This is a genomic window from Paenactinomyces guangxiensis (assembly GCF_016055185.1).
Classification (GTDB): Bacteria; Bacillota; Bacilli; order Thermoactinomycetales; family Thermoactinomycetaceae; genus Paenactinomyces; species Paenactinomyces guangxiensis.
Genome location: NZ_JAECVR010000002.1, coordinates 154,635 through 178,462, shown reverse-complemented (window position 1 = coordinate 178,462; position 23,828 = coordinate 154,635). Strand labels below are relative to the sequence as shown.

Here is a 23,828-nt window from a genome sequence, read left to right as displayed (position 1 = left end):
AAATGATACAGGGAAAATAAAACGAAGCCATTTCCGACCAAAAATTCTTTTTCAATTTGAAAAGGAGGTAAATAAATGGTGGATGGTGCAATGTCCAAGAGATTATGGAAACGATTCATTCAGGAAGGGGTATTAGATTCATCCCGATTAAACAAACGAATCATTGAATCTTGGTATCGTTGTCAACATGCAGGTGTAAATCCGCATTCTGGGGAAGGTCGGGATATTCTTACAGGAAAGTCATTTCGTCAAAAAAAGGAAGAAAACTCTGTGTTACTTGATATTGCATACCCTTATTTGAACAAGCTCAACCAACATATGGAAGGTTCGAGATCGATTGTATTGTTGATTGATCTTCAAGGGTATGTATTGGCTATGAAAGGTGATGCTGAGATTTTGGGGAGAGCGAGAAAAATCAATTTTGTAGAAGGAGTCAAATGGACTGAAGATGAGGTTGGAACCAATGCGATCGGTACGGCATTGAGGACAGGTGAACCAATTAATGTAAAAGGGTCAGAGCACTACTCGATTGCGTCTCATGTGTGGACATGTTCAGCTGCACCCGTTCGCGATGATCAAGGGAATCTGGTCGGAGTGCTCAATGTCTCCAGTCCTGTTCAGCACTATCATCCTCATACGTTGGCGACGGTTGTATCCACCGTATACGCGATTGAACATCAATGGAGCTTGCGAGAACAGCAAGATCAACTGGAACTCATGCAACGGTCCATCGACTTGTTGCAGACAAATCAACTCATGGCAGTCTTTAACCGGCGCAAACAAATGGTTTGTGTGAACCAAGCTTTCCGGTCGGCTGTTCCTGAGCGGTCTGATCTGAATCTGGCGGATTTAAGGGAATACGGATACAGAGAACGTCTCTGTACTCCTTTATATTCTGCCCGGCATAGTCAATTGATTGGGTACTATATTCAATTCGAAGCACCATCAAAATCAACATCAAGCCAGAAGTTCTACACAAGTTCTCTTCATTTTCCCGGTGAAACCGGAATTAGTAAGGTTTTTCAGCGGACATTGCGCGAAATTGAACTGGTTGCACACTCCGATGCAGACATTTATATTCATGGCGAAACCGGAACGGGAAAAGAGGTCATTGCTCGTGCGATTCATCAGAATAGTTCCCGCAAGAATGGTCCTTTTATCACTGTAAACTGTGGAGCGATTCCGCCGAGCCTGATGGAAAGCGAATTATTTGGTTACGTGGGGGGAGCTTTCACTGGTGCTCGACGCCACGGATATAAAGGAAAGCTGGAGCAGGCAAATCACGGAACATTATTTCTTGATGAAATCGGGGAGATCCCGCCAGCTATGCAGGTTGCGCTTTTGCGTGTGCTACAGGAGCGTGAGGTGATACCAGTCGGTGGAATGAAAGCGATTCCACTTGATATTCGGGTGATTACGGCTACACACCATGACCTTCGTGAACGGGTGCAACAAGGAAATTTTCGCGAAGATTTATTTTATCGTCTTTTTGTTTTTCCGATCAATGTTCCCTCGCTTCGTGAGCGCAAGGAGGATATTCCTTATCTGGTCAAATACTATTGTCGTCAGAAAAATTGGCCGGTTGAGATCCCGGACGAAATTATGAATAAATTCATCCAATATGACTGGCCTGGGAACATCCGTGAGCTTTTCAATGCCTTGGAACGCATGCACATCATCTGTGGAGATGAGTCACCCGATCTCTCTCATTTACCTCCGTTATTTGCGCATTCAACAGAACTGCCATCACCCGGGGAACAATCGAAAACTGATCGTATTGTAAGATCAAACACTCTTACATTGCGAGAACAGATTCAGAAGGAGAAGATCATTCAGGCGTTGCAAAAAACCGGAGGAAATGCCACGCAGGCTGCCCGATTGATGAACATCCCGCGAAGTACATTTTATCGAAGATTACAGAAGTTTAATCTGTAAACTGTGTCTTGGTATCTCAGGTAATGAGAATGATTGGAGACGGTACCTTAACCATTTTGGATCATCCAATAAACTTACTCCATTTCTTAAGGAATTCGCCGCGAATTCCTTTTATTTTTGGTTCATTCTGTTTTATAACCATGTGGAAGTTATCTCTCTCCATCAAAGTTGACTTCAAAAATAGACAATTGGTGCTCGGCGGGGTTGAGGTTTCTCCGGGAAGTCGATGCGGCCAACCAGGAACAGGAAAAAAAGAGAAACGCCAAAATGAATATGTACCCATGATCAAAAAAGTATTGGTCGAAATATAGAACCACTGATGATGTAGAAAAAAAAATCGCCTCCTCCAGTCAATACTTAAGAAAGCGACTGATCGGCGATCCGTTAAGTCCAAAAAGCCAGATGACTTTGCCATTCAGTTATACCCTCGAATTCAGAGGTTTTAACTGACTTCTTTCTTACCAAAAAAAGTTTGAAAGCATCGTAAATTGGAGATTTTTCGCGAATCACATAGCATAGGAACTTAGGATCTTGAAAAAGATTCGTATTTCGTATAGGTTATACTGTTATCCATGATACAAACTTTTTCTCATCATGATTTTCAACCATTCAATAAAAAAGCACCGCTTGGGTGCTTAATTTTTTTCTGAAAGATACGACAGTATAAAAATCTAATCATCTAAACGGCCGACGCCTGCGACGTCTTGGGCATAAACAGAAACAACGTCTTGGACAGAAACGTCCTCTTCTAAATCGTTGCTGCTTTTGGGTACTATTCATTATGATTCACCTCCTATCATCAATAAAGTCATTTCCTGATGAGGAGGTTGAGATTACAATTTCTAAAATCTATCAGATTAATATAATATATTCCTATTTTAAAAAACTTGAAAATATTATAAATAATTAGTCGTCTGCTTATGCTAAGGAGATTGAAAAATAAAAAAATAAGTGGACGCTCCATAAAAATGATCAGTGTTTTAGAAATATAAATTTTTTGTTTTGGGGATATAAAAAGATCTTAATCTCTACCCCAAAAATATGTGTTTCCCGCAGATCCGAGTCAGACCTCTCACCCAACGTACTATGCGCCTTCTGTCTACCCCAAACTTTTACCAAAATTTCGATAAGCTTATAAAATGACCTTTTGAAAAAAGCCTGAACCACTAAATATAGGCGGTGCAAAATCCTGCATTACTCATATAATGGGTAGGAATGTTACACCTAATAAAAGAGGAGTGAGAAAATGTATTCTGGTTATCCTTATTATCCATACAGTCCATACGCGATTCCCACTCATGGTGAAGGGATTCCCATTCACAGTGCAAAAAGGAGAAAGACTGAAGATGTAGATCAAGTAATTACAAAACATATGAGCATAGCGGAAGAAATTAAACGAAGGATGGTCAGTATTGACGAAAGGTTTGAAAGAATAGAAAAAATGATACAGGAAAGAACAGGGCGAAATCCTTAATCTAGGGATCACCGTAGGATGCAGCCCGAAAATCGAAAATCTCTATCTGGTGTCGAGGCATTTTCCAAGATAGAGGAAAACACCGAAGATAATACAAAAAACGCTGCTTCCCCTTGAGGTTGCAAATGAACAAAGGTAAAGCCCTCTCGCCAGTTGTGCGAGAGGGCTTTACCTTTGTTGGAGCTTTGTCATTCTGGTACTTATGTTTATTGACGGTCAAGCTCGCGATAAGTAAAATAGTCAAAATCCGCATATTTTTTCTGACCGCTTAAATCTTGCACGCACAATCCGATAAAGGCACCTGTAAAGCCTTGGTCGATCCTGTAGCCGCCGGTCACCAATTCAACGTTCTCATCCGAAATTTTGCTTGCATCCAACACCGGCCCGATCGCAATCCAATTTACACCATCTTGCGAATAATAAAACTGTAATTGCTCAAAGTGAATTTTCACTTTTAAATAGACGCGCTCCCAGCCCTCAATTGAAACCGGAGTTTCCAACGGCTCATCGTACATTCCACGATCACTGGTCATGATCCCCAAACATTTACCTAACTGTTCATCATGACTAATCCATAAATAGTAATAGTTTTTCGTGTTGTAATAATAAATGAGTCCGGCCAAATGCTGGTACGTTTCCGGGGAAAATTGCACAACCGTTTCCGCTTCAACGGTGAACGATTGCTGCCTGCGCGCGATCATACTTTGTCGATGAGTAGAGGACAACGACTCTCTGCCAGTCAGTCTTAAAAAGCCCGGTCTCTTCTTAATCGAAACCCACTCTTCACTGAGCGGTTCGCGAAGCGACTGCAGATGAATACTGATATGCTTTCCATCAAAATGTTCCGTTTGCGGTTCCGGCGCAAAAGGATGTTCCGGCAGTACGGGACCTTGCACCTCTACATGCGGACTGTTGCCTCCACCGACGAGTCGAAGCCAGCCATCCCCAGTCCATTCAACCCGTTGCAAAGCTGTTTCCCGTCCTAAGTTACAATTCATCGAGGGTCTTAACGGACGCCCGCACAAATGCGCAATATACCATTCGTTGTTTTGAGTTTCCACTAAACTTGCATGTCCCGCCCTTTGCAATTCAAGTTCCGGCTTACCGGAAGAAGTCAAAATCGGACCGAACGGATCAACCTGATACGGACCGAACAATGATTTTGAGCGCGCAACGGTTACGGCATGCCCAAATCGGGTACCTCCCTCTGCGGTCATCAAATAATAGTATCGGTTATGTTTATAAATATGCGGGCCTTCCGTCAGCCCGAGTTCCGTCCCTCTGAAAATGTTGTAAATCGGACCGACTAACCGTTGTTCTTCTACAGAGTACTCCTGCAACAGAATGCCGCCAAAAGAATTTTTTCCTTTCCGGTGGTCCCATACCATATTCAACAGCCACTTTTTGCCGTCTTCATCGTGGAATAAGGACGGATCGAACCCACTGCTGTTCAAATAAATTGGGTCAGACCATGGCCCCTTAATATCTTTGGCAGTAACCAAATAGTTATGGGTATCTTTGAATGGACCCAAGTGACTCTTCACATCGGTGAAAACCAAATAAAACGTTCCATCGGAATAACTTAAACATGGAGCCCAAACGCCCCCGGAATCCGGATTCCCAATCATATCAAGCTGGCTCTTGCGCGCTAATGGATGGGTGAGCAGCCTCCAATTTTTTAAGTCTTTGGAATGATGGATTTGAACCCCGGGAAACCACTCGAACGTTGAAGTAGCGATATAGTAATCGTCTCCCACCCGAATAATAGAAGGGTCAGGATTAAATCCCCGTAAAATTGGATTTACAATCTTCGACATAACCAATTCTCTCCTAACGTAACCATAATCATCTTTTCCCTCCTCTGTAGGTAAGCCCAGGCGAACAACGAGCCCTTGAGAATTAAGATTTTACAAAAACGGTTTTTACCGCAGTAAAGAATTCCATCGCTGCCTGTCCTTGCTCACGTGAATGGGAGCTGGACTGCTTCATGCCGCCGAACGGAGCCTGGAGCTCAACCCCTGCACTCTCCGCATTAATGCGGACAAGACCTGCATCCATCTCGTCAATAAAGGAAAGCATGTTTCCAATATTCTGGGTAAAGATCGACGCACTTAATCCGAACTTCACATCGTTGGCAATGTTCAGTGCTTCTTCCAACGTATCCACTTTGATCAACGCCAGTACCGGCCCGAAAATTTCTTCCTGTGCAATGATCGAATCCGGTCTCACGTTTTCAAATACAGTCGGTTCAACATAAAATCCATTGGATAATTCACCATCGTCCATTCGTTTGCCGCCGGTTAATAGAGCGGCTCCTTCTGCCACACCTTTTTCAATGTAGGAAAGGACAGTGTTCAGTTGGCTTTCGCTGGAGCAAGGCCCCATCCAGGTGTCCGGATTCAACCCGTTTCCGACTTTGATTTCTTTCACTTTTGCAAGAAGCTTTTCTTTGAATACCTCATAAACTTCACTCATTATGATCGCGCGGCTGGTAGCCGTACATTTTTGACCGGTGGACTTGAACGCCCCGTTAATGGTTTGCTCCACCGCCACATCAAGATCAGCATCCGCTGCCACGATGACAGGATTCTTACCGCCCATTTCAAGCTGGTATTTCGCACCGCGAGCAAGCGCACCTTGTCCCACGAGCTTTCCAACGATATCGGAACCCGTAAAAGTAACAGCCGCAATATCCGGATGATCAATGATTCCTTGACCGATCACGGATCCGGGACCGGTAACCATGTTCACGACTCCGGCGGGAAGACCCGCTGCACCAAACGCTTCAATCACCTTTGCGGCCGTAACAGCTGTTTCTTGAGCCGGCTTTAATACCACGGTGTTCCCGTATACAATAGCTGGTGCCATTTTCCAAACAGGGATGGCCACCGGAAAGTTCCAAGGTGTAATCACACCAACCACGCCAAGCGGAACGCGACTGGTAAACATCAACGCTTCACTGTCAGTAGAAGGAATCACATCTCCGATTTTGCGCATCCCTTCACCCGCATAATAGCGAAGAATCGCAACCCCGCGAGCGGTTTCTCCTTTTGCTTCAAGCAGCGTTTTTCCCATTTCCCTGGTCATCGTTTCTGCGATGTCATCCAAACGCTTTTCCAATTCATCTGCAACTTTATACAGAAACTGTCCTCTTGCCGCACCAGATAGTTTTTTCCATTGTGCTTGGGCACTTTTAGCCGCAGCAACGGCTAGGTCCAAATCTTCCTTGGCGGATTTTTGAACGTAGCCAACGATTTCATTTTTGTTGGCAGGGTTAATGCTTGCATCCACCTGGTTAGTAGAAGAAGAAACCCATTCACCATTGATATAGTTTTGATATTTTTTTACATCGGTTTGCACAGCCATTTTCTCCATCCATCCTTTCCTTGCAATTAATTGTTCTATATCATAAAATGTAGTTTTGCGCGTTAATCAATTAAAAAGCAGGTCCTATTATCCAAATGCCAAGATCATGCTGTTCCAAAATTCCCGCTATTGAGCGCCAACAGATTTGCCAACTTGACTTTTCACTGGGTTATTCAGAACTCCAATACGGGAGATCTCAATTTCAATTCGATCCCCATCTTCCAAGGTGAATTCGTTTGGAGGAACAATGCACGTACCGGTTAGCAGTACAGTTCCATCAAACACCTCATTGTCTCGCACTAAGTATGTTATCAGCTCATCAAACTTTCTCTTCAGCTGCCCAGTATTGGCTGAACCTTCTACTACCAGCTTTTCGTCTCGATAGATTCGGCAAGTAATATCAAAATTGTAAGGATCCTCTACAGTTTCCGCTAAGCGGATAGCTGGACCGATAGAGCAGGAATATCTCCAAATTTTTGCCTGTGGCAAATAAAGCGGGTTTTCTCCTTCAATATCACGGCAACTCATGTCATTCCCGATGGTGTATCCAACAATCTTTCCGCTTTTGCTGATGACCAATCCTAATTCAGGTTCTGGAATTTGCCAAGTGGAATCGCTTCGCAAGTAAACGTTCTGATTAGGTCCGACCGTACGTGCTGCTGTGGATTTAAAGAAGACTTCAGGTCGTTCCGCATCATAAACCTTGTCGTAGAATGTGCTTTGATCCAACTTTCCTCCAGTAGCCTCATAGTTGCGCGCATCACGGCTGCGTTCGTAGGTTACGCCGCACGCCCATACCTCAGGAGCTTCAATCGGTACGATCAGATTCAAATCCGATGCCGCCCCGTCAAGCGGATTGGAAGTGGCCATAATGCCCTCAATGAGAGAAAGGGGAGTAGACCCCTGCTCTTCTGCCACTTGCACCAATTCTATAAAATCTCGATGGGGCAAAACATAAACTTTCTCGTCATCGGTTAGGGCCGCAAGAGTAGGGACTAAATTTTCATTTAGAAATCGAATGATTCGCATAGGTAATGGCCTCCAGTTTTATAATATAAAACCTCGTTCCATTATTAATATAGAATGGAAGTGCATAGACAACGATCTCACTTGATGAATACCTTTACCCTAAGCACTAAAAAGGGGTACTGGTGTCATGCATAGCCCATTTGCGCCGACATTTCGCTAGCTGCCTTCTGCAGGTCTTGATCATTTACTCGCGATCCCAGGTTGGAGATGCTAATCGCTGTACCCGTTCCTATTTATCTTTGATTTGCTGAGCAGGAAGTGTAATGTCTGTCTTGTAATCCAGTTCCGCCTGTTCATAGACTGCAATCGGCACCACCCCGTTGGCTGCGTCGGTATGAGCAACCATTCGATTGCCTGCCGCCACCAGGCGCTGGCGCTTGCGGATGCGTTCTAATCTCTCTGCCGCCAGATCTCGTCTCTCCTCGATAACATGGTCAAATTTGAATTCAATGGCTCCAAAGCGGAATGATATTTCATTCAAGTACTGTACCTGGCGTTTGCGCAGGTTTAAGTAGAGAAGATCCCCCGTTTGCAGATAGAGAATACCGCCGCCCACTAGCGCCTCCGGGGTCATATGACCGATGGCTGCTCCATAGGTAACCCCGGAATAGCGGCCGTCACTAATCAAGGTAGCCAGGCGTTTCAATTTATGGTTGGCATTAATGTGCTGCATCGGGGTAAACATCTCCGGCATTCCAAAAGCCAAAGGCCCTTGACCGGAAATAACAACCGCGATCTTCAGCGCCCCGTTTTCCGTCATTTTGTCAAACAATGCTTCGTAATCCAGCTCTTTCAAATCTTCAAAGCTGTCAGGTTCATTGTTTTGGAAAACAGCTAATAGATTATCGTGGCTGAAGGTCCGATTTCCCTTGATTTTTTTCAAAAGATCCGGATCAAGCAATTCCCGGTTGGCATCATCCTCATTTTCGTAGTAGAGAACAAAGGCAGCCTTCTTATCAAATTGATCCAGCTGGTCTGTCGTCATGCCGCTGATTTTGACCACGGCAGTTTCAAAGAAATTCCCAGCCAGCACATCGACACCGCTGAATGGCCGGCGAGGCTTGGATAGGATGATCGGATTTTCTTTTACATGATCTGCGGAAAGGTTATCCAGGCTGGTAAGTCGTTCACGCCAGCTTGTACCGGTCACAGTCGGTGCATCCACATCCATCGGCACCCCGTTTTGAATCAGCTCATAGAAAAGGCTTTCCATCCCTCTGCTCTTCCCGCTGCAGCACTGCATAGCCAGTACAAAGATGTCCCTGCCCTGGGTCAGGCTGTAGTCAAATAAGTCGGGAATCGGAACTTCATGATGAATCTTGTCATAATCCGATAGACTAAATGCATAGCCACCATAAAGCATGGCTGCCACCACGTGCATCATCAGGTTGGTTGAACCTCCCGTGGCGCTATGGATTCGGATTGCATTGCGAATGTTGGAAGCCATCACATTGGCAGCACCGTAAACCGGATTATTCATCATGACGGCCAGGCTATCCAAGGCTTGATTGACCTGCTTCTGTTCAGGAGGAGCGGTAAGCAGTTCAATGGCCGGATGAACCAACCCCAACCCTGCAACCAAATGACGCGAACTGTTTCCTGTACCATTAAACGCACACACACCGCCTTTTCCGTCACAGGTTGCCACAGCCAAACGTTTTTCATAATCTTTGTGTTTCTCTTTACTGATGAGGTTGCGATTTCTTGCTCTCTCCAAAACTCCTTGGAAAGCGGTGTTAGATGTGCACTGAAGGATATAGGCCATGGCATCTCTCAAGTCATAAGCAAGATCTTCATTCCCGTTCCGGTCCCAGAGTTGGGCCAACTGTTCCAGTTCAGCATACAAAGCGGAAGGGATGGTACCGCCCTGCAGCACATGAGCTGGTGCAAAAGTCGCAAAGAATGGCGCTTCTCCTCTTTCTCGCCGAACCCGGTCAACGTGAACCACGGCACTTACAACGCCTAACGGCTGCTTGTCACATCCCTGGATCACAAAGGCTCCATGATACGCGTGGGATTCAATCTGGTTGATGACCATCTGCGCCACGGCATTCCGACTTTGCAGCGAATAACTCATTCCCATCGTACTCTGGGCTGTACCGTCGCACATAACCGGGGTGGAAAAGTAAAATGGAACGCCGCCATTCTGCCAGATTCGGATGGCCGCTCGGGCTGAGGTCAAATAATCCATAATATGGGCAGGGTGATCAGGAGATCCCCCGATAATGGCGATCCGGGGAGCATTTGCTTCCAGGCGGTCATAGACAGCATCCAAACTCCAATCGGGAGCTGGACCTTCATAGGCTGATCCAAGGACTATTTTGGCCCGGTCAAGAAATCCGGCGACACATATCGGTTCATTCGCTTTTCCTTGTACATTGGATGCATATGGATTAACGGTATTCATCAATGGATATTGTGGCATGGGGTCTATTCTCCTCTCCTATACACCCGAATAAGCCATAAATCCACCATCCACGGGGATCGTAATTCCGGTCACAAACCCTGACATATTCTCGTCCGCAAGCCATATCAATGTTCCCAGCAGATCTTCGGGAGAACCGAATCGCCGCATCGGGGTATGCGAAATGATTTTATGTGATCTTTCGGTTAAAGAGCCATCTTCATTAAGTAAAAGTTTTCTGTTTTGCTCTCCCAGGAAAAAACCAGGAGCAATTGCATTTACTCGAATTCCTGCTTCCGCCATGTGAACAGCTAACCATTTCGTAAAGTTTTCAACCCCCGCTTTCGCTGCACTGTAAGCCGGCACTTTTGTCATTGGAGATGGAGCACTCATGGAGGACATATTAATGACGATTGCACCTTTTTTATTAATCATCTTCTTGGTAAAAATTTGGGTGGGAATAAGTGTTCCAAGTATATTCAAGTTGAATACAAAGCCAAACCCATCTTCACTTAAGTCAAAGAATGTTGTAATTTCTTTATTGTCAAGATCCTCAATCTTTAATGTTTCATTCGTGGTAATCCCTTTTGGATGGTTCCCGCCCGCACCGTTAATCAAGATGTCACAAGCACCGAACGTGTCATAGACGATTTTTTCCGCTCTCTTTACACTTTCGGCATCTAACACGTTACAGGAAACAGCGATGGCTTCACCGCCTGCTTGGCGAATTTCATCTGCCACTTTTTCACCGTTTTCTGCATTCCGGTTTAAAACAGCCACTTTTAGGCCCTGTCTGCCCAGCTCCCTGGCCATGGCACCGCAAAGAACTCCGCTTCCACCAGTAATAACCGCAACTTTTCCTTTTAAATTTTCATTTATCGGGAGCATGAAAATCCCTCCTGCTTCGCTCTTTCTAAAGAATCCCAAATACCCCATAAGTACATAATTCCGAGAGCTCTGTCATAAAGACCGTAGCCCGGCCTGCATTTCTCATCCCAGATATGTCTTCCATGGTCCGGTCTTGCATATCCTGTAAAATGATTCTCGTGATATGCCTTTACGATATTATAAATATCCACAGTGCCATCAGACGTTCTATGAGATGTTTCAATAAAGTCACCGTTTTCATAGACTCTTACATTTCTAATGTGGGCAAAAGGAATCCGATCGGCAAATTCTCTTACCATTTCCGCTATATTGTTCTTTGGATTTGCACCTAACGAACCGCTGCAGAGAGTTACACCATTGTACGGGCTGTCAACAAGCTTTAATAACCTTCTAATATTCTCTTTGTTGGTAATAATTCTTGGCAGTCCGAAAATAGACCAAGGCGGATCATCAGGATGAATAGCCATCTTAATATCATTATTCTCAGCGACAGGAATAATTTCTTCCAGGAAATACCGTAAATGATTCCATAAATCTTCTTCTGTTACATTCTTATACGCTTCAAAAAGATTGGAAAGGTGCTTTAATCTCTCAGGCTCCCATCCTGGCATGGTATATTTCGGATTGTCCGCAATCTTACCCACCAATTCGATCGGATCCATATTCTCTACCTTCGCTTTTTCATAAAAGAGAGCCGTTGAACCATCCTCCAGTTCTTTGTACAGCTCCGTCCTGGTCCAATCAAATACAGGCATGAAGTTATAGCAAATAACTTTGACGCCAACCTTAGCCAATTTTTCTATCGTTCTTTTGTAATTCTCAATATATTGAGCTCTCGTTGGAAGCCCGAGTTTAATATCCTCATGAACATTGACACTTTCAACAACATCAATATTTAAACCGTGCTCATCCGCTTGTTTTTTTACCTCCAAAATTTTGTCCATCGGCCACTCTTCCCCTGCCGGAACATCGTGAAGAGCCCACACAATTCCCTCTACACCCGGAATATGTTTAATATGTCTGAGAGAAACATGGTCGTTGCCTTGGCCGAACCAACGAAATACCATTCTCACGTTTATTCCTCCGATCCCTGATACAATTCTTGAGGTATACAATAAAAAAGTTAATGTCGATTTCCTTTCTTTAGCGTACGGAAAATCGGCTTTTTTCATGAGATTCCGGTCCTTAGCGTACGTTTTTTTTAAATCTGGCGGTACCCAATGGTGTCACGGCTATTTAGGCCAGTTACTTGAACAATCTGGATCAATTCTACGGGCTCTCGATTCCGTCGCCAAACGTAAACGCGTCGACGTAGAATAGTTGTTCTTTGCTCTTGCCCTTAAATACAAGGTACATATCGTGAAACCCGTACGCGCCGTCTTCCGGATTCGTATCGATCATCGTCGAAACGGTCACCCAACGTCCGGGATCGTTCAGCGTCGGCACTGTCATCGTTCCGACGACCTTGCCGTCTTCCGGATCGTCAAGTCGCACCTCGATGGTACCGCCATGGAGGGAGGCCACGTGCGCATTCATACTAAGAATTTGGCGTTTTTCCACCGTACCGTTTGCGGACCCGTCGGCAAAATTCACGTTCCCATATTTGATATAGTCTCCGTTCCTCACGTTGGCCAAGTGCGACTTGCCCGCGTCGTCCTTGTGCGTGACGAGTCCTTTCGACTGGCCGTCGTTTTCTTCCGCTTCATACGTTGAGAACACATCCTTCATGTCCTCCAGCGCAGGCAATTCGAACGCTTTCGGAATGAACGTCGTTACGCTGGAGCCCCTCAGGTCAACGGTGAAGGAGTTTCCGCTCACCTTCACGTAGTCCAGCTTTTTCAAGTTTTCATTCGGGGATGTCCGGTACGGAACGACCTCTTTCACCCGATCCGGGAAATGGTTTAGCTCGAATGTAATTTTCCGTTTGGCGGTGCTGTTGTTTATAGCTACAATCGCGAAATTTCCGGTATTCGGATCCTTATAAGCGGTGATCATCACATCGTCGACAGGGTGCTTTTCCGCCCCAATCATGACATATCCCGGCCGCACGAAACGGCTGTAATTTCCGAACGCATAGTACCTTTTAAATACCCGGAACAAGCCGTTTTCCGTCGGTTTTATCGCCTGATTCGAGCCGTCGTTGGCGAGACGGATCAGATCGGAGCCGTCGGCGCCGTTGTTCGCTGCGGGCCACCACCAGAAATAGGCGCTGATGCCGGTAATGTCGAACATGTTGCCGATCAGATTGGCATACCGAAGCGCATCCGTGATCGTATTGTTTTCATATGTTTGTCTCTCGGCGCCCTGGTTCATGTATTCGGTTTGCCAAATCGTCTTTCCTTTCTCCGCCGATACCGGGAAAGCCGGCACGTCCGTCCCGATTCCGTACGCGTGTGCAGCCACGACGTCGATATAATTGACCGTCACCGGATCGTTCAACGCCGGCAGCGCGTACTCCTCGGAGAAGCTCATGTCCTCCGGCATGACGATCTTCGCCGGTACGTTTCTCGCTTTGAAGGTAGGACCCAAATAATCGCGAATAAATAAATTCATTTCTTCCGGCGTCCATACGCATCCCGAATAGTTGGGAGCCAAACCGGGCTCGTTGGCGATCGATATATAAGAAATATCCAGATCGAAATGTTTCTTATACCCGAGAACGTATTCGGCCAGGTAGTCGGCAAAATCCTGATAATGTTCGGGCTTCAGCTTCCCGTTTCCTTTGCCCAGTACGCTGTTGTTCGTTTTCATCCAGGCCGGTGGGCTCCATACGGTGCTCATGAACGTGGTGACGCCCCGCTTTTTGGCCTCATTCATAAACCAGATTTGGTACTTGTCGAAATTATTCTTTTTCGTTTCCCACTCCGGGTCGTCCCACACGAAGACGCCAGGTTCAGGCTCGATCGTATCAGTCGGCCCGTCGTATTCCTTGCTGCCCCATGTTCCCCCGTCACCGACCATGTTGCGTACGATAGTGATGCCGATTCCTTTCTCCTGGGAAAAAATCATGTCCAAAATTTTGGTGCGGACCGGTTCCGGAAGACGCATGATGGAACCGGCTTTGTGAAACGCGCCCGAACCGCCGAAACCATCCACATGCTGAAGTTCCGCGTTCCAATCAATGGCGCTGACTGACGATCTCGCCTGTGCCGATGGCAATCCAATGGTTCCCGAGATCAAACAAAAGCAAAGTAAAATACTAGCAATAACTCCAAAACTTTTTCTCATCATTCTCATTGTCACGCCCTTTCGTTCGATTTACTAATTGGCTTGCTCAATAAATGGTTCTATTTTGTTCGTCAGGAATACCGGACTTTCTGTAAAAGTATGTGTTGATTACATCTCTCCACTCCCTGGCGTGCTCAATCTGTTCATTGAGCCTTTTCAATACAGAGTCATATCTCGCATCATCAATTTTTCCCTTTAATGAAGTCCATCGCTGTTTTAAGCCCTCAGCCTGTTCTACACCATCAAAATGGGTGTCGTAGATGTGTTGAATAACAGTCTTACCCGATTTTAAACGATGTGTATAGGGGACGTGGTGAAAGAACAAGAGCAATTCATCCGGACAGGACTCCAACGATTCGTATATTTGGGCATTTGGCGGAAAGTATTGTCCTGTATATCCGGTTCCGTCTTTGACCGTTCGATTGACTCCAATCCCGTGACAATCGGCATAATGGTAAGTTCCCCAAACCGAGTATTCATACCCGTCTACATTGGGTCCATAGTGATGACCGGGATTGACCATCCAGCCAATGCCCAGAGGAGAAGTATAATTCTCATAAATCCGCCATGAATCCATCAACATCTTTCCTATTTGTTCAACGACAAGGGGGTCATGTCCAAATGTTTGCCTTACCCACTCATCGGTAATCTCTTCTGAGGAAAGATCAGGATCCCAAGTCAAACGACCGTATCCATATAAGTTGGCTTGTGCAAGCGTATGTCCTGTCCAGTTGGTATCATTCCCGATATTGGAAACAGCGGTTATTCCACAGTTTGAATATTGAAACAAGGAACCGTCTACAATCCGTTTGACAGTCGATTCTTCACCTTTTGCGAAGGTGTCAAAATCCAATACTTCTTTCCACTGTGGCACCAAGTAACAAAGGTGCCTTTGCTGTCCTGTATATTCCTGAGTTATTTGGAATTCAAGCATCTGGTTCGTGTTTTCCATTGCTCCAAACAATGGGGAGACCGGCTCGCGCACTTGGAAGTCCATAGGGCCATTCTTGATCTGAAGGATGACATTATCCAGAAATTTCCCATCGAGCGGTTTGAAATGGTCATAAGCCGCTTTCGCTCGATCAGTGGATCTGTCACGCCAATCCTGCAGGCAATTGTAAACAAAACATCTCCAGATGACCAATCCTCCAAATGGATTTAAGGCTTCAGCGATTACGTTTGCTCCATCAGCATGGTTTCTGTTGTAAGTGAATGGTCCCGGGCGGTGTTCTGAATCTGCTTTTACCAAGAATCCCCCGAAATCAGGGATGTAACGATAGATTTCCTCGACTCTCTCGCGCCACCACTCTCTTACTTTCGGCTCCAGAGGATCTGCTGTCGGCAGGTTGCCAATTTGAATCGGACTTGCATAATTGATACTGAGGAATGTTCGAATGCCATAGGCTCTGAATATATCCGCGATCTTTGCCACATCAGGTAAAAATTCGGAGGTGGTCAGCTTCGTTTCCACCTGATGAACATTCACGTTGTTGATTGCAATTGCATTAATACCCACCGACGAGAGTAATCGTGCATAATCCTTGATTCGATCTAACCGGGTGGTAATTTTATTGTTTTCATAAAAGATGGACTTCCCGGCATATCCACGCTCGATGCTGCCGTCCATGTTATCCCACTGGTTGATCATTCTTAAAGGGTTCTTCGGATTCTGGATGATATCCAGATTGTGAAGATGCTTTCTGGTTTGCATCAATCGGAGCAGATGAAATGCCGCATAAAGTGCCCCTTTTTCCGTTTTCCCGATGAGTAGGAGGCGATTGTGTTCACCAACCGTCACCGTTTTAATCACATATCCATCCGGATTTAAATGTTCGAATTCCTGCTTGTTGATTCGGTTGTCAAGCAGATCCGTTTTTCCGATTGTACCCAACATGATCAATGTTTTTTGTTGGGGTTCCATTAAAACAGAAGGATTAAATCCAAGCATGGAAGAAATGCCTCGTAATAGTTCCGCTTTCGCGGAATTGATCACCTCAGAATTTTCTACAACTACCAGATTGGAACACCATGTTTTGTATTCCTCCATCCAAGCAGATTCCTTGATTTTGTTATATTGCAGCCAGCAGGCATATTCATTCCCATGATTAGGTACGTACTCATTACTAACATTTCGATTTTCTTTATAATTCTCCAATGAAATTTCCCCTCTCATCCTCAACATCTCTGCAATAATATCAGTTATAACTTAATTAATTTCAAAATAATTTTTGGCATTGTAGTAACAAATGTTCTGAACCAATTCTCCAAGCAACTTATAATCCCTTGGCACTTCCCCAAGTTCAACCCATCTCCCTATGAGATCACATAAAATCCTCCTAAAATATTCATGTCTGGTATAGGAAAGGAAACTTCTTGAATCGGTCACCATGCCGACAAAAGTGCTGAGCAGGCCTACATTTGCCAGGTCTGTCATCTGTTTGAGCATTCCATCTTTCTGATCGTTAAACCACCAGCCGGCCCCAAATTGCACTTTCCCTCTTCCTCCATTGGTTTGAAAATTGCCGCAAGCAGAAGCAACGACATAATTATGGATTGGATTCAAGTTATAAAGGATGGTTTTTGGCAATTGATCTTGTTCATCTAAAGCGTTTAAAAATTGATTAAGCGGCTTGGCTAACTCAAAATCTCTTATGGAATCGTAACCGGTATTCGGTCCTAACTGCTTAAACCACCTCTTGCTATTGTTTCTGATCGCCCCGATATGCAATTGCATGACCCAATCTAAAGAATGATATAATTTCCCCAGGAACAGCAAAGTAAACGTTTTATACTTGTCTTCTTCCAGTTTCGAAACAGGTTCACCATTTTTTCCTTTTATAAAAATGGCTGACGCTTCCTTATACGAGCATTCTTCATATGGCAGATATTCAATTCCATGATCTGAGATCCGGCATCCTGCATCATGAAAATAATGAATCCGTTTCTCAAGTGCTTCCAAGAATTTCTCGAAGGTAGTTATTTCACAACCCGCTGCTTCAGACAATTTTTTGATGAACTCCTGAAATGTCGGCTGGTTAATTTCAAGTGCCATATCTGGCCGAAAAGCAGGTAAAACTTTTGTTTTAACCTTTTCATTTTTTCGGATCAGCTGATGATAGGCTAGATCGTCAACAGGTTCATCCGTTGTGCTAACCACTTCTACATTTGATCTTTCAATAATTTTTTGCGAACGATAGTTTTCTTGTTGCAGCAACTTATTGCAGTGCTCCCAGATTTCCTTGCTGGTATCCTCATTAAGCAAAATATCGACATCAAAATATCGCTTTAATTCCAAATGTGTCCAGTGGTATAAAGGGTTTCCCAAGCAATAGGGGACTGTTTTAGCCCAATTACGAAACCGCTCCCAGTCATCGCTGTCTCCTGTGATAAATTTTTCGTCGATCCCAAAGCTTCGCATGGCTCTCCACTTGTAATGATCGCCGTTCAGCCAAATCTCCGTCAGATTGCGGAATTGTTTATTTTCGGCGATTTCTTGCGGGTTTAAATGACAATGGTAGTCAATAATCGGCAGCTGCTTGGCATATTCGTGGTAAAGCACTTTTGCTGTTTCATTATTTAATAAAAAATCCTCATGAATAAAAGTTATCAATGAAAGAGCACCCTCTCTTTTATTTTTCAGTACTCAAGCCACCACAAAGAATCTCTCAATGAATAGACACAATCAGTTCTTTTTGGAAATATAGTCCTGCCTATCCACATTTAACTCAACTATATTACCATCGGGATCACAACAGAAAATCTGGGCAAAGCCACTTTTGCTATCCGGTTTTTCCAAGACCTTCACCCCTTGCTTACGAAGCCACGAGAGTGCTTCATCATAATCCTTTATCCTTAAGGCAACATGCCCTTCTTTCGTATCAATCTTTTCATTGCGGCGAATGGTTTCCGAAGCTGGGTGAACGATGAGATGGATCTGTTGCGTTCCTATACTGTACCATGCTCCGGGGAAATCAAAAGGAGGACGCTCAATTTCTTTTAGACCCAAAATTCTTCCGTAAAAGTCTTTGGCTTTTTCCAGGTCTGATACAGATAAACTTACATGGTGGAGCCCCACGGATCTGATCAAAATGTCCACCCCTTCTCTTATTCTTCAACACGGATAGCTTGTTTCTGAGCAATGAGACACAGTTCGGCCGCTTTAAACACATGTTCCTGTGTCATTGCATTCTCCGTGCCGTTCAAGATATCCAGGATGAGCTCCCCAAAATACGGGAATCCAACCTGGCCGCTCAATACATAATGTTTCTCTCCTTGATGATTAACCAAATACAGGTGATCGCCATTCTGATCACGGGCAATATCAATGTATTTTCTCACTTCGATGTAACCATCCGTTCCCAGGATCAGAACTCTTCCATCCCCCCATGTCCCCAGCCCGTCAGGGGTCAGCCAGTCTACCCGAAAATAATGGGTTGCTCCATTATCCGCAAGTAAAGTGGCATCACCGAAATCCTCCAGTCCGGGATAGTCTTTGTGTTTATAGTTGCCCACTTTACTATGAAGGACCTTGGCATCTTTCGCGTTCGCATAGTACAGGAATTGTTCAATCTGATGACTCCCGATATCGCACAGGATTCCGCCATAATGCTCTTTTTGGAAGAACCATTCAGGTCTGCTTTTCACATTGCTGCGGTGCGGACCTGTTCCAATCACATGTACGACTCGCCCGATTGCCCCTTCCTTAATCAATTGACCCGCAAACACAGCGCTTTCCACATGTAAGCGCTCACTATAATAAACCGCCCATTTTAATCCTGTTTCCGCTGTTTTTTTACGGGCCGCCTCCAGTTGTTCCAGGGTGGTAAACGGAGGTTTGTCGGAGAAATAATGCTTTCCGTGATCCAATACTTTCAACCCTAAATCGCATCTCTGAGAAGGGATTTTTGCACTGGCTACTAATTGAACAGATGGATCCTGCAAAATGTCATCTTCTGAAGTTGCAGCCAGGACATTTGGATATCTTTTACAAAACTCGTCAACCTTTTTAGGATCGGGATCATAAACCCACTTAGGTGTTGCACCCGCTTCAATCAGACCATTGCACATACCGTAGATATGCCCGTGATCCAATCCGATAGCCGCAAAAAGAAAATCCCCTTCTTTTACAACAGGATTTGGTTTCCCTTTTGGAGCATAATTCATCCCATCTTTGTTTGACAATGTCGCCACCCCACTTTGCGAATAGTTCAGTATTCTAATCATAAATCCAAACATAAGAGAACTATCTTTTTTACGTTATCTTCCTGCTGCTGAATATGAACAACGACAAACTTATATCCGAAATCTTACTGGTTGTAGAGCTGTTACCAGCAAAATATCTTTTTCCTGGAACATTATTTTCCTAACCGGCGTTGAGTGTAAGAAGAGAACCAAAGGCTGAAAAAAGCAAAGAAAAGTAATGGGAACATCAAACTAAGCGCTAATGAATTTAACATCTGAGGAGGCTGTGAACCCGAACTACTAAGCACACTAAACACCATGACGGGAAGGGTTTGTTTTTCTGGACCGGAAATCAATAAGATAATCGTAAAGTTACTAAACATACGGATAAAAATGTTAATCGCCGAAGCGGTTATCCCAGGGATCAGCTGAGGGATAATAATTCTCGTTAACATCTTAAATTTGCTGGCTCCCAGAGATTGGGCCGCCCATTCCAAACGCTGATCCAATGATTCGATGAATGGAATCAAGATAAAAACCGAGAAGGGAATCCCTATGATCAAATTGACGAGAATGAGACCTGGCATCGTCTCCGCCAATCCGATGGAGTAAAATATAGAAGTAATCGGTATGGCATACACCAGTTCGGGCAAAGTAAAGGGCATTTGGAAAAAGCCGATGAGCAAGTTCTTATAGGGAAAGTCCCTGCGAGCTAAAATATAAGCAGTAGGTAAACTTAAAACAAGGGATATCACTGTCGCAGAAAAAACGATCTCTAAAGTAATTTGATAGTAATTACCTATTTCATAGGAAACCCAGGCTTGCTTAAACCATTGCAGCGTATATCCGTCGGGAAGAATCGTACCATTCCACGCTTTAGCAAAGGCGTTAAAAAAGACAGCCACTGTCATGCCTATGACCAGCGTGATGAAACATACAATAATGATCCAAAATGGAATGGCTCTGAGGTATTTTAGAAAATTCCATATTCCATGTGATTGATTTGAATTATCCGCTTCAACCTGTTTGGGCATGGTTGTTTCCGTATGCAAATGAAATCCCTCCTCTGTTCTTATTTAAATGTCGATGCGGACCCGACATATCCGCGCTTGCGAATCCAGAAAACGATTGCAAGACAGACGATTTGAGTGATCGCCATGATCATCGCAACCGTATTGGACATGTTATAGTTAAAATTGCGCATGGCTTCCTCAAAGGCGACCACCGCAAATGTGCGTGTTTCTGACGCAGGATTCCCGACGATGACGGCGGATGTGTATACCCCGATCTGCATAATGAGATTCAAGGCAAATACGGTTAACACATTGGAACGGATCAACGGAAAGAACACGCGCCGAAACGTTGTCCATTCGCTGGCTCCAAGGGAGCGGGCAGCTTGCTCCAAATTGGGATCAATGGAATCCATCATTCCGACAAAGTTCGAAGTAATGAAAGCGACACCAAGTATAAACAGGGCAATAAACGCACCCCAATAGTTGTACACAAGCTTCAACGGCTCATCTATGATTCCTAAACCCAGAAACAATTGATTAAACCATCCCGCAGGCTTAAAAAAGGAGATGATCCCCATATCTACGATCAGTGATCCCAATGTGAGAGGAAATATGGCTAATCCTGCTATAAGGCTCTTGCCTTTCCTCTTTCCCCGAATAAAATAAGCAATCGCAAAAGCAACAAACAACTCCAAAAATGCGGCGGGGACAACAAGGTATAACGTTTTATATATCGTTTGATAATATTGGGGCTTCGCAAAAAACTGGATATAGTTTTCCAGGGTAAAACCAGTTCCCCCTTGAGGCTGAAACGTTAGTAACACTCCTTTCAGAAGCGGGTATAAGAATAGAATCAGTATGGGAAGCAACGCTGGCAGTAAAAGAAGAAAATCTGTTTTTTTGGTTGTCGGCTGCTGGTTCATCTTTTCACTCCTTATCCAAAATGAGTAAGCTTTCGGGGGCAAGGTAAAGATTAATGGTATGATTTTGCGGAAGAGGCTCTAATCCCAGAACATTGACTTTCAAGATATCCCCTTTTTCTGAAAGGATCTCATAACTAGTCGTACTGCCGACATAATCGCTGATCAGAACTTTGCCTTTAATGCAGTTGGCCCCTTCTTCTTTTTCGCCCACAATTTTTACATTTTCCGGTTTAATCGTGAGAATGACAGAGTCACCCACACGATGATGTCCATTTTTTCTCACCCGCAATGTGAATCCCTTATCTGCTTCAAATACAAAATATTTGTCTATTTCTTTTTTTAATTTTCCGTGGATAAAGTTTCCATATCCGACGAAATTGGCCACAAAATGATTTTTTGGCTGCAAGAAAATTTCTTGCGGTGATCCGATCTGCCGGACAATCCCCTTAGACATCACCGCCACTTTAGTGGATAAGGAAAGGGCTTCCTCCAGGTCATGGGTAACGTAGATGGTGGTAATTCCTACTTCCTCATGCAGCCTTTTCAATTGAATCCGCATCTCTTTGCGCAATTTTGCGTCCAGGTTACTTAACGGCTCATCCAACAGCAGCACCTTCGGCCGAATGACCAGAGCCCTTGCAAGGGCAACCCGTTGCTGCTGCCCTCCGCTAAGTTCCTTGGGAAAGCGGGCGGCCAAATCACTGAGCTGTACCATTTCCAGAACTTGCTTTACTCTTCGTTCCTTTTCTTCTTTTGGCACCTTTCTCATATCCAGTCCAAAAGCAACATTTTGTGCGACCGTCATATGTGGAAATAAGGCATAATTCTGAAAAACCATTCCTACATCTCTCTTATTCATAGGGGTCTGGCTGATGACTTGCCCATCAAAAGAGATGGATCCGGAGGTCGGTTCCAGAATTCCCAATATCATCGAGAGAATGGTTGTTTTGCCGCATCCGCTGGGTCCGAGCAGGGTCATGAATTCGCCGCTGTCAACATCTATGTTGACCGATGAAACCGCTGTTATATTACCGAATTTTTTAACAAGGTCCTTCATTTGTACACTTGTGCTTGTCGCTTTTTCCTTATACGTTACAGCTTGTTCCATTTTATCCCTCCTCTTGTATATGAATCTCGACCTTGCGCACAAGGCCGAGATTAAGGAAACCGCTTACTTTTTCGACTGGATTTTTTCTTCCCATGTCTTATAGATTTGGTTCATTGGATCCGGATCTGGGAACAGCACGCCATCTCCTTTCGGGATGATCATCATGTCACCATCTTTAAATTCCGGAATCACACTGTCTATGATTTTTTTATAATCATCTTTGTATTGAGGCAGAATGAGGTCCGGCGTCGCATTTTTGTTGGATGGGATCGCTCCGGTCGCCAATTGCTGTGCCTGAGCCTCTTTTGATAAAGCGAAACCAATGAATTCCAATGCGGCCTTTTTTCGATCTTCCGGAAGGTCCTTAGGCATCACATAGAAATGTGAATCTACAACTGTTTTCGCGTCGGTTAACTTAATAAGACCAATATTCGGAGGTAAAGTTCCGGTCGCTTTCAGCATGGCAGCCCATAAAGGTGAGTGCGGGATTATATCCACTGTTCCGTCATACAGATAGTTGAAAGAATCAGATGTTTTTGAAGGATAGAGATCAATGTTTTGGCCAATCTCCTCTAAATAGCTCCATGTCTTATTCAAACTTTCTACTTTGTTATAATCTTCTCCCATGCTTTGCGCGAGTCCAAAGAAGAATGCGCGGGACGGTCCACTGGACGGAACGGCTGCATACATAAATTTCTTAGGATGTTTTTTCACCCACTGTTTCAATTCTTCATAAGTTTTTGGAGGCTGCTTCACTTTATCCTTGTTGTAGGCAAGGACGGGACCCGCTGGACCGGTTTTGTTTGGGATGCCATACCCATCGAATTTTTTGACATATGCCTGAGACAATTCATTCAATTCATCAGCATGAAGTTCTTTGCCGTACTTCGGCAGAATCTGCTCCCAGAGCCCCTGCTTCATGCCTATAGGCAATGCGTCTACCCCCGATATAACGACATCGATGTTGCCGTTCTTTCCCTGGGCCTTTATTTTGTTAATCAGCTCCTGAGGTGTCGATCGCCCGTATTCGACCTTGTACTTTCCTTTCATTGCTTTTTCAAACATGGGAACCAGCACATCTTTGTAGTATTCATCCCCTCCAGCAACGGTGTAAACCGTGATTTTCTGAGGAGAGCCGCTTCCTGCTCCATCACTGCTGCATCCAGTTAACAGTATTCCAACCGTCAATGCGAGACTTAAAAGTATTCCTAGCCCTTTTTTCATTACGAATCCTCCCCGTAAAAAGGATATTGTTTAATTGAATGATGGGAATATTATT

17 protein-coding genes are annotated in these 23,828 nt (G+C 44.5%); 2 read left to right on the top strand and 15 right to left on the bottom strand.

From position 1 onward, the window contains the following. Positions 1-75: 75 nt before the first annotated feature. The gene (locus I8U27_RS04035) at positions 76-1,935 is read left to right on the top strand and encodes a sigma-54-dependent Fis family transcriptional regulator (protein ID WP_181750726.1); all 1,860 of its coding nucleotides are present in this window, start codon (positions 76-78) and stop codon (positions 1,933-1,935) included. A gap of 1,246 nt (positions 1,936-3,181) precedes the next feature. After that, positions 3,182-3,409: a hypothetical protein gene (locus tag I8U27_RS04030; protein WP_181750725.1), complete on the top strand. Its 228-nt coding sequence runs from the start codon at positions 3,182-3,184 to the stop codon at positions 3,407-3,409. A 206-nt stretch (positions 3,410-3,615) separates the two neighbouring features. Here I8U27_RS04030 and I8U27_RS04025 read toward each other — a convergent pair whose 3' ends face one another. From I8U27_RS04025 to I8U27_RS03955, 15 genes are all read right to left on the bottom strand, one after another. Next, entirely contained in the window at positions 3,616-5,226 is a 1,611-nt protein-coding gene (locus I8U27_RS04025) for a glycoside hydrolase family 43 protein (RefSeq protein WP_181750724.1), read from the bottom strand. Between the two features lie 82 nt (positions 5,227-5,308). Further along, the gene (gucD, locus tag I8U27_RS04020; RefSeq protein WP_181750816.1) at positions 5,309-6,775 is read right to left on the bottom strand and encodes an alpha-ketoglutaric semialdehyde dehydrogenase GucD; all 1,467 of its coding nucleotides are present in this window, start codon (positions 6,773-6,775) and stop codon (positions 5,309-5,311) included. A 126-nt stretch (positions 6,776-6,901) separates the two neighbouring features. Further along, a complete protein-coding gene (locus I8U27_RS04015; RefSeq protein ID WP_181750723.1) occupies positions 6,902-7,804 on the bottom strand; it encodes a fumarylacetoacetate hydrolase family protein in 903 nt (300 codons plus the stop codon). Positions 7,805-8,033: 229 nt separating this feature from the next. Next, entirely contained in the window at positions 8,034-10,229 is a 2,196-nt protein-coding gene (locus I8U27_RS04010) for a dihydroxy-acid dehydratase domain-containing protein (RefSeq protein WP_181750722.1), read from the bottom strand. Between the two features lie 18 nt (positions 10,230-10,247). Beyond that, positions 10,248-11,096 carry an SDR family oxidoreductase gene (locus tag I8U27_RS04005; RefSeq protein ID WP_181750721.1) on the bottom strand — a complete coding sequence of 283 codons (849 nt, stop codon included), beginning with the start codon at positions 11,094-11,096 and terminating at the stop codon, positions 10,248-10,250. Then, positions 11,084-12,169, bottom strand: a complete 1,086-nt coding sequence (gene uxuA, locus I8U27_RS04000; protein ID WP_181750720.1) for a mannonate dehydratase — start codon at positions 12,167-12,169, stop codon at positions 11,084-11,086. Before uxuA ends, I8U27_RS04005 begins: the two co-directional genes overlap by 13 nt. Before the next feature lie 196 nt (positions 12,170-12,365). Then, on the bottom strand, positions 12,366-14,255 hold the full coding sequence (locus I8U27_RS03995) for a carbohydrate-binding protein (RefSeq protein WP_232345235.1): 1,890 nt from the start codon (positions 14,253-14,255) through the stop codon (positions 12,366-12,368). Positions 14,256-14,370: 115 nt separating this feature from the next. Beyond that, complete coding sequence (locus tag I8U27_RS03990; protein WP_181750719.1) at positions 14,371-16,497, bottom strand: alpha-glucuronidase family glycosyl hydrolase; 2,127 nt, start codon at positions 16,495-16,497, stop codon at positions 14,371-14,373. Positions 16,498-16,530: 33 nt separating this feature from the next. Next, on the bottom strand, positions 16,531-17,934 hold the full coding sequence (gene uxaC, locus I8U27_RS03985; protein WP_181750718.1) for a glucuronate isomerase: 1,404 nt from the start codon (positions 17,932-17,934) through the stop codon (positions 16,531-16,533). A gap of 72 nt (positions 17,935-18,006) precedes the next feature. After that, positions 18,007-18,411: a VOC family protein gene (locus I8U27_RS03980; protein WP_181750717.1), complete on the bottom strand. Its 405-nt coding sequence runs from the start codon at positions 18,409-18,411 to the stop codon at positions 18,007-18,009. Positions 18,412-18,428: 17 nt separating this feature from the next. Next, positions 18,429-19,505 carry a Gfo/Idh/MocA family protein gene (locus I8U27_RS03975; RefSeq protein ID WP_181750716.1) on the bottom strand — a complete coding sequence of 359 codons (1,077 nt, stop codon included), beginning with the start codon at positions 19,503-19,505 and terminating at the stop codon, positions 18,429-18,431. Between the two features lie 173 nt (positions 19,506-19,678). Beyond that, positions 19,679-20,557: an ABC transporter permease gene (locus tag I8U27_RS03970; RefSeq protein WP_181750715.1), complete on the bottom strand. Its 879-nt coding sequence runs from the start codon at positions 20,555-20,557 to the stop codon at positions 19,679-19,681. 20 nt (positions 20,558-20,577) lie between these two features. Further along, on the bottom strand, positions 20,578-21,441 hold the full coding sequence (locus I8U27_RS03965) for an ABC transporter permease (protein WP_181750714.1): 864 nt from the start codon (positions 21,439-21,441) through the stop codon (positions 20,578-20,580). Positions 21,442-21,445: 4 nt separating this feature from the next. Then, complete coding sequence (locus I8U27_RS03960) at positions 21,446-22,549, bottom strand: ABC transporter ATP-binding protein (protein ID WP_232345234.1); 1,104 nt, start codon at positions 22,547-22,549, stop codon at positions 21,446-21,448. Between the two features lie 63 nt (positions 22,550-22,612). Next, positions 22,613-23,773: an extracellular solute-binding protein gene (locus I8U27_RS03955; protein ID WP_181750713.1), complete on the bottom strand. Its 1,161-nt coding sequence runs from the start codon at positions 23,771-23,773 to the stop codon at positions 22,613-22,615. Between the last annotated feature and the right edge of the window lie 55 nt (positions 23,774-23,828).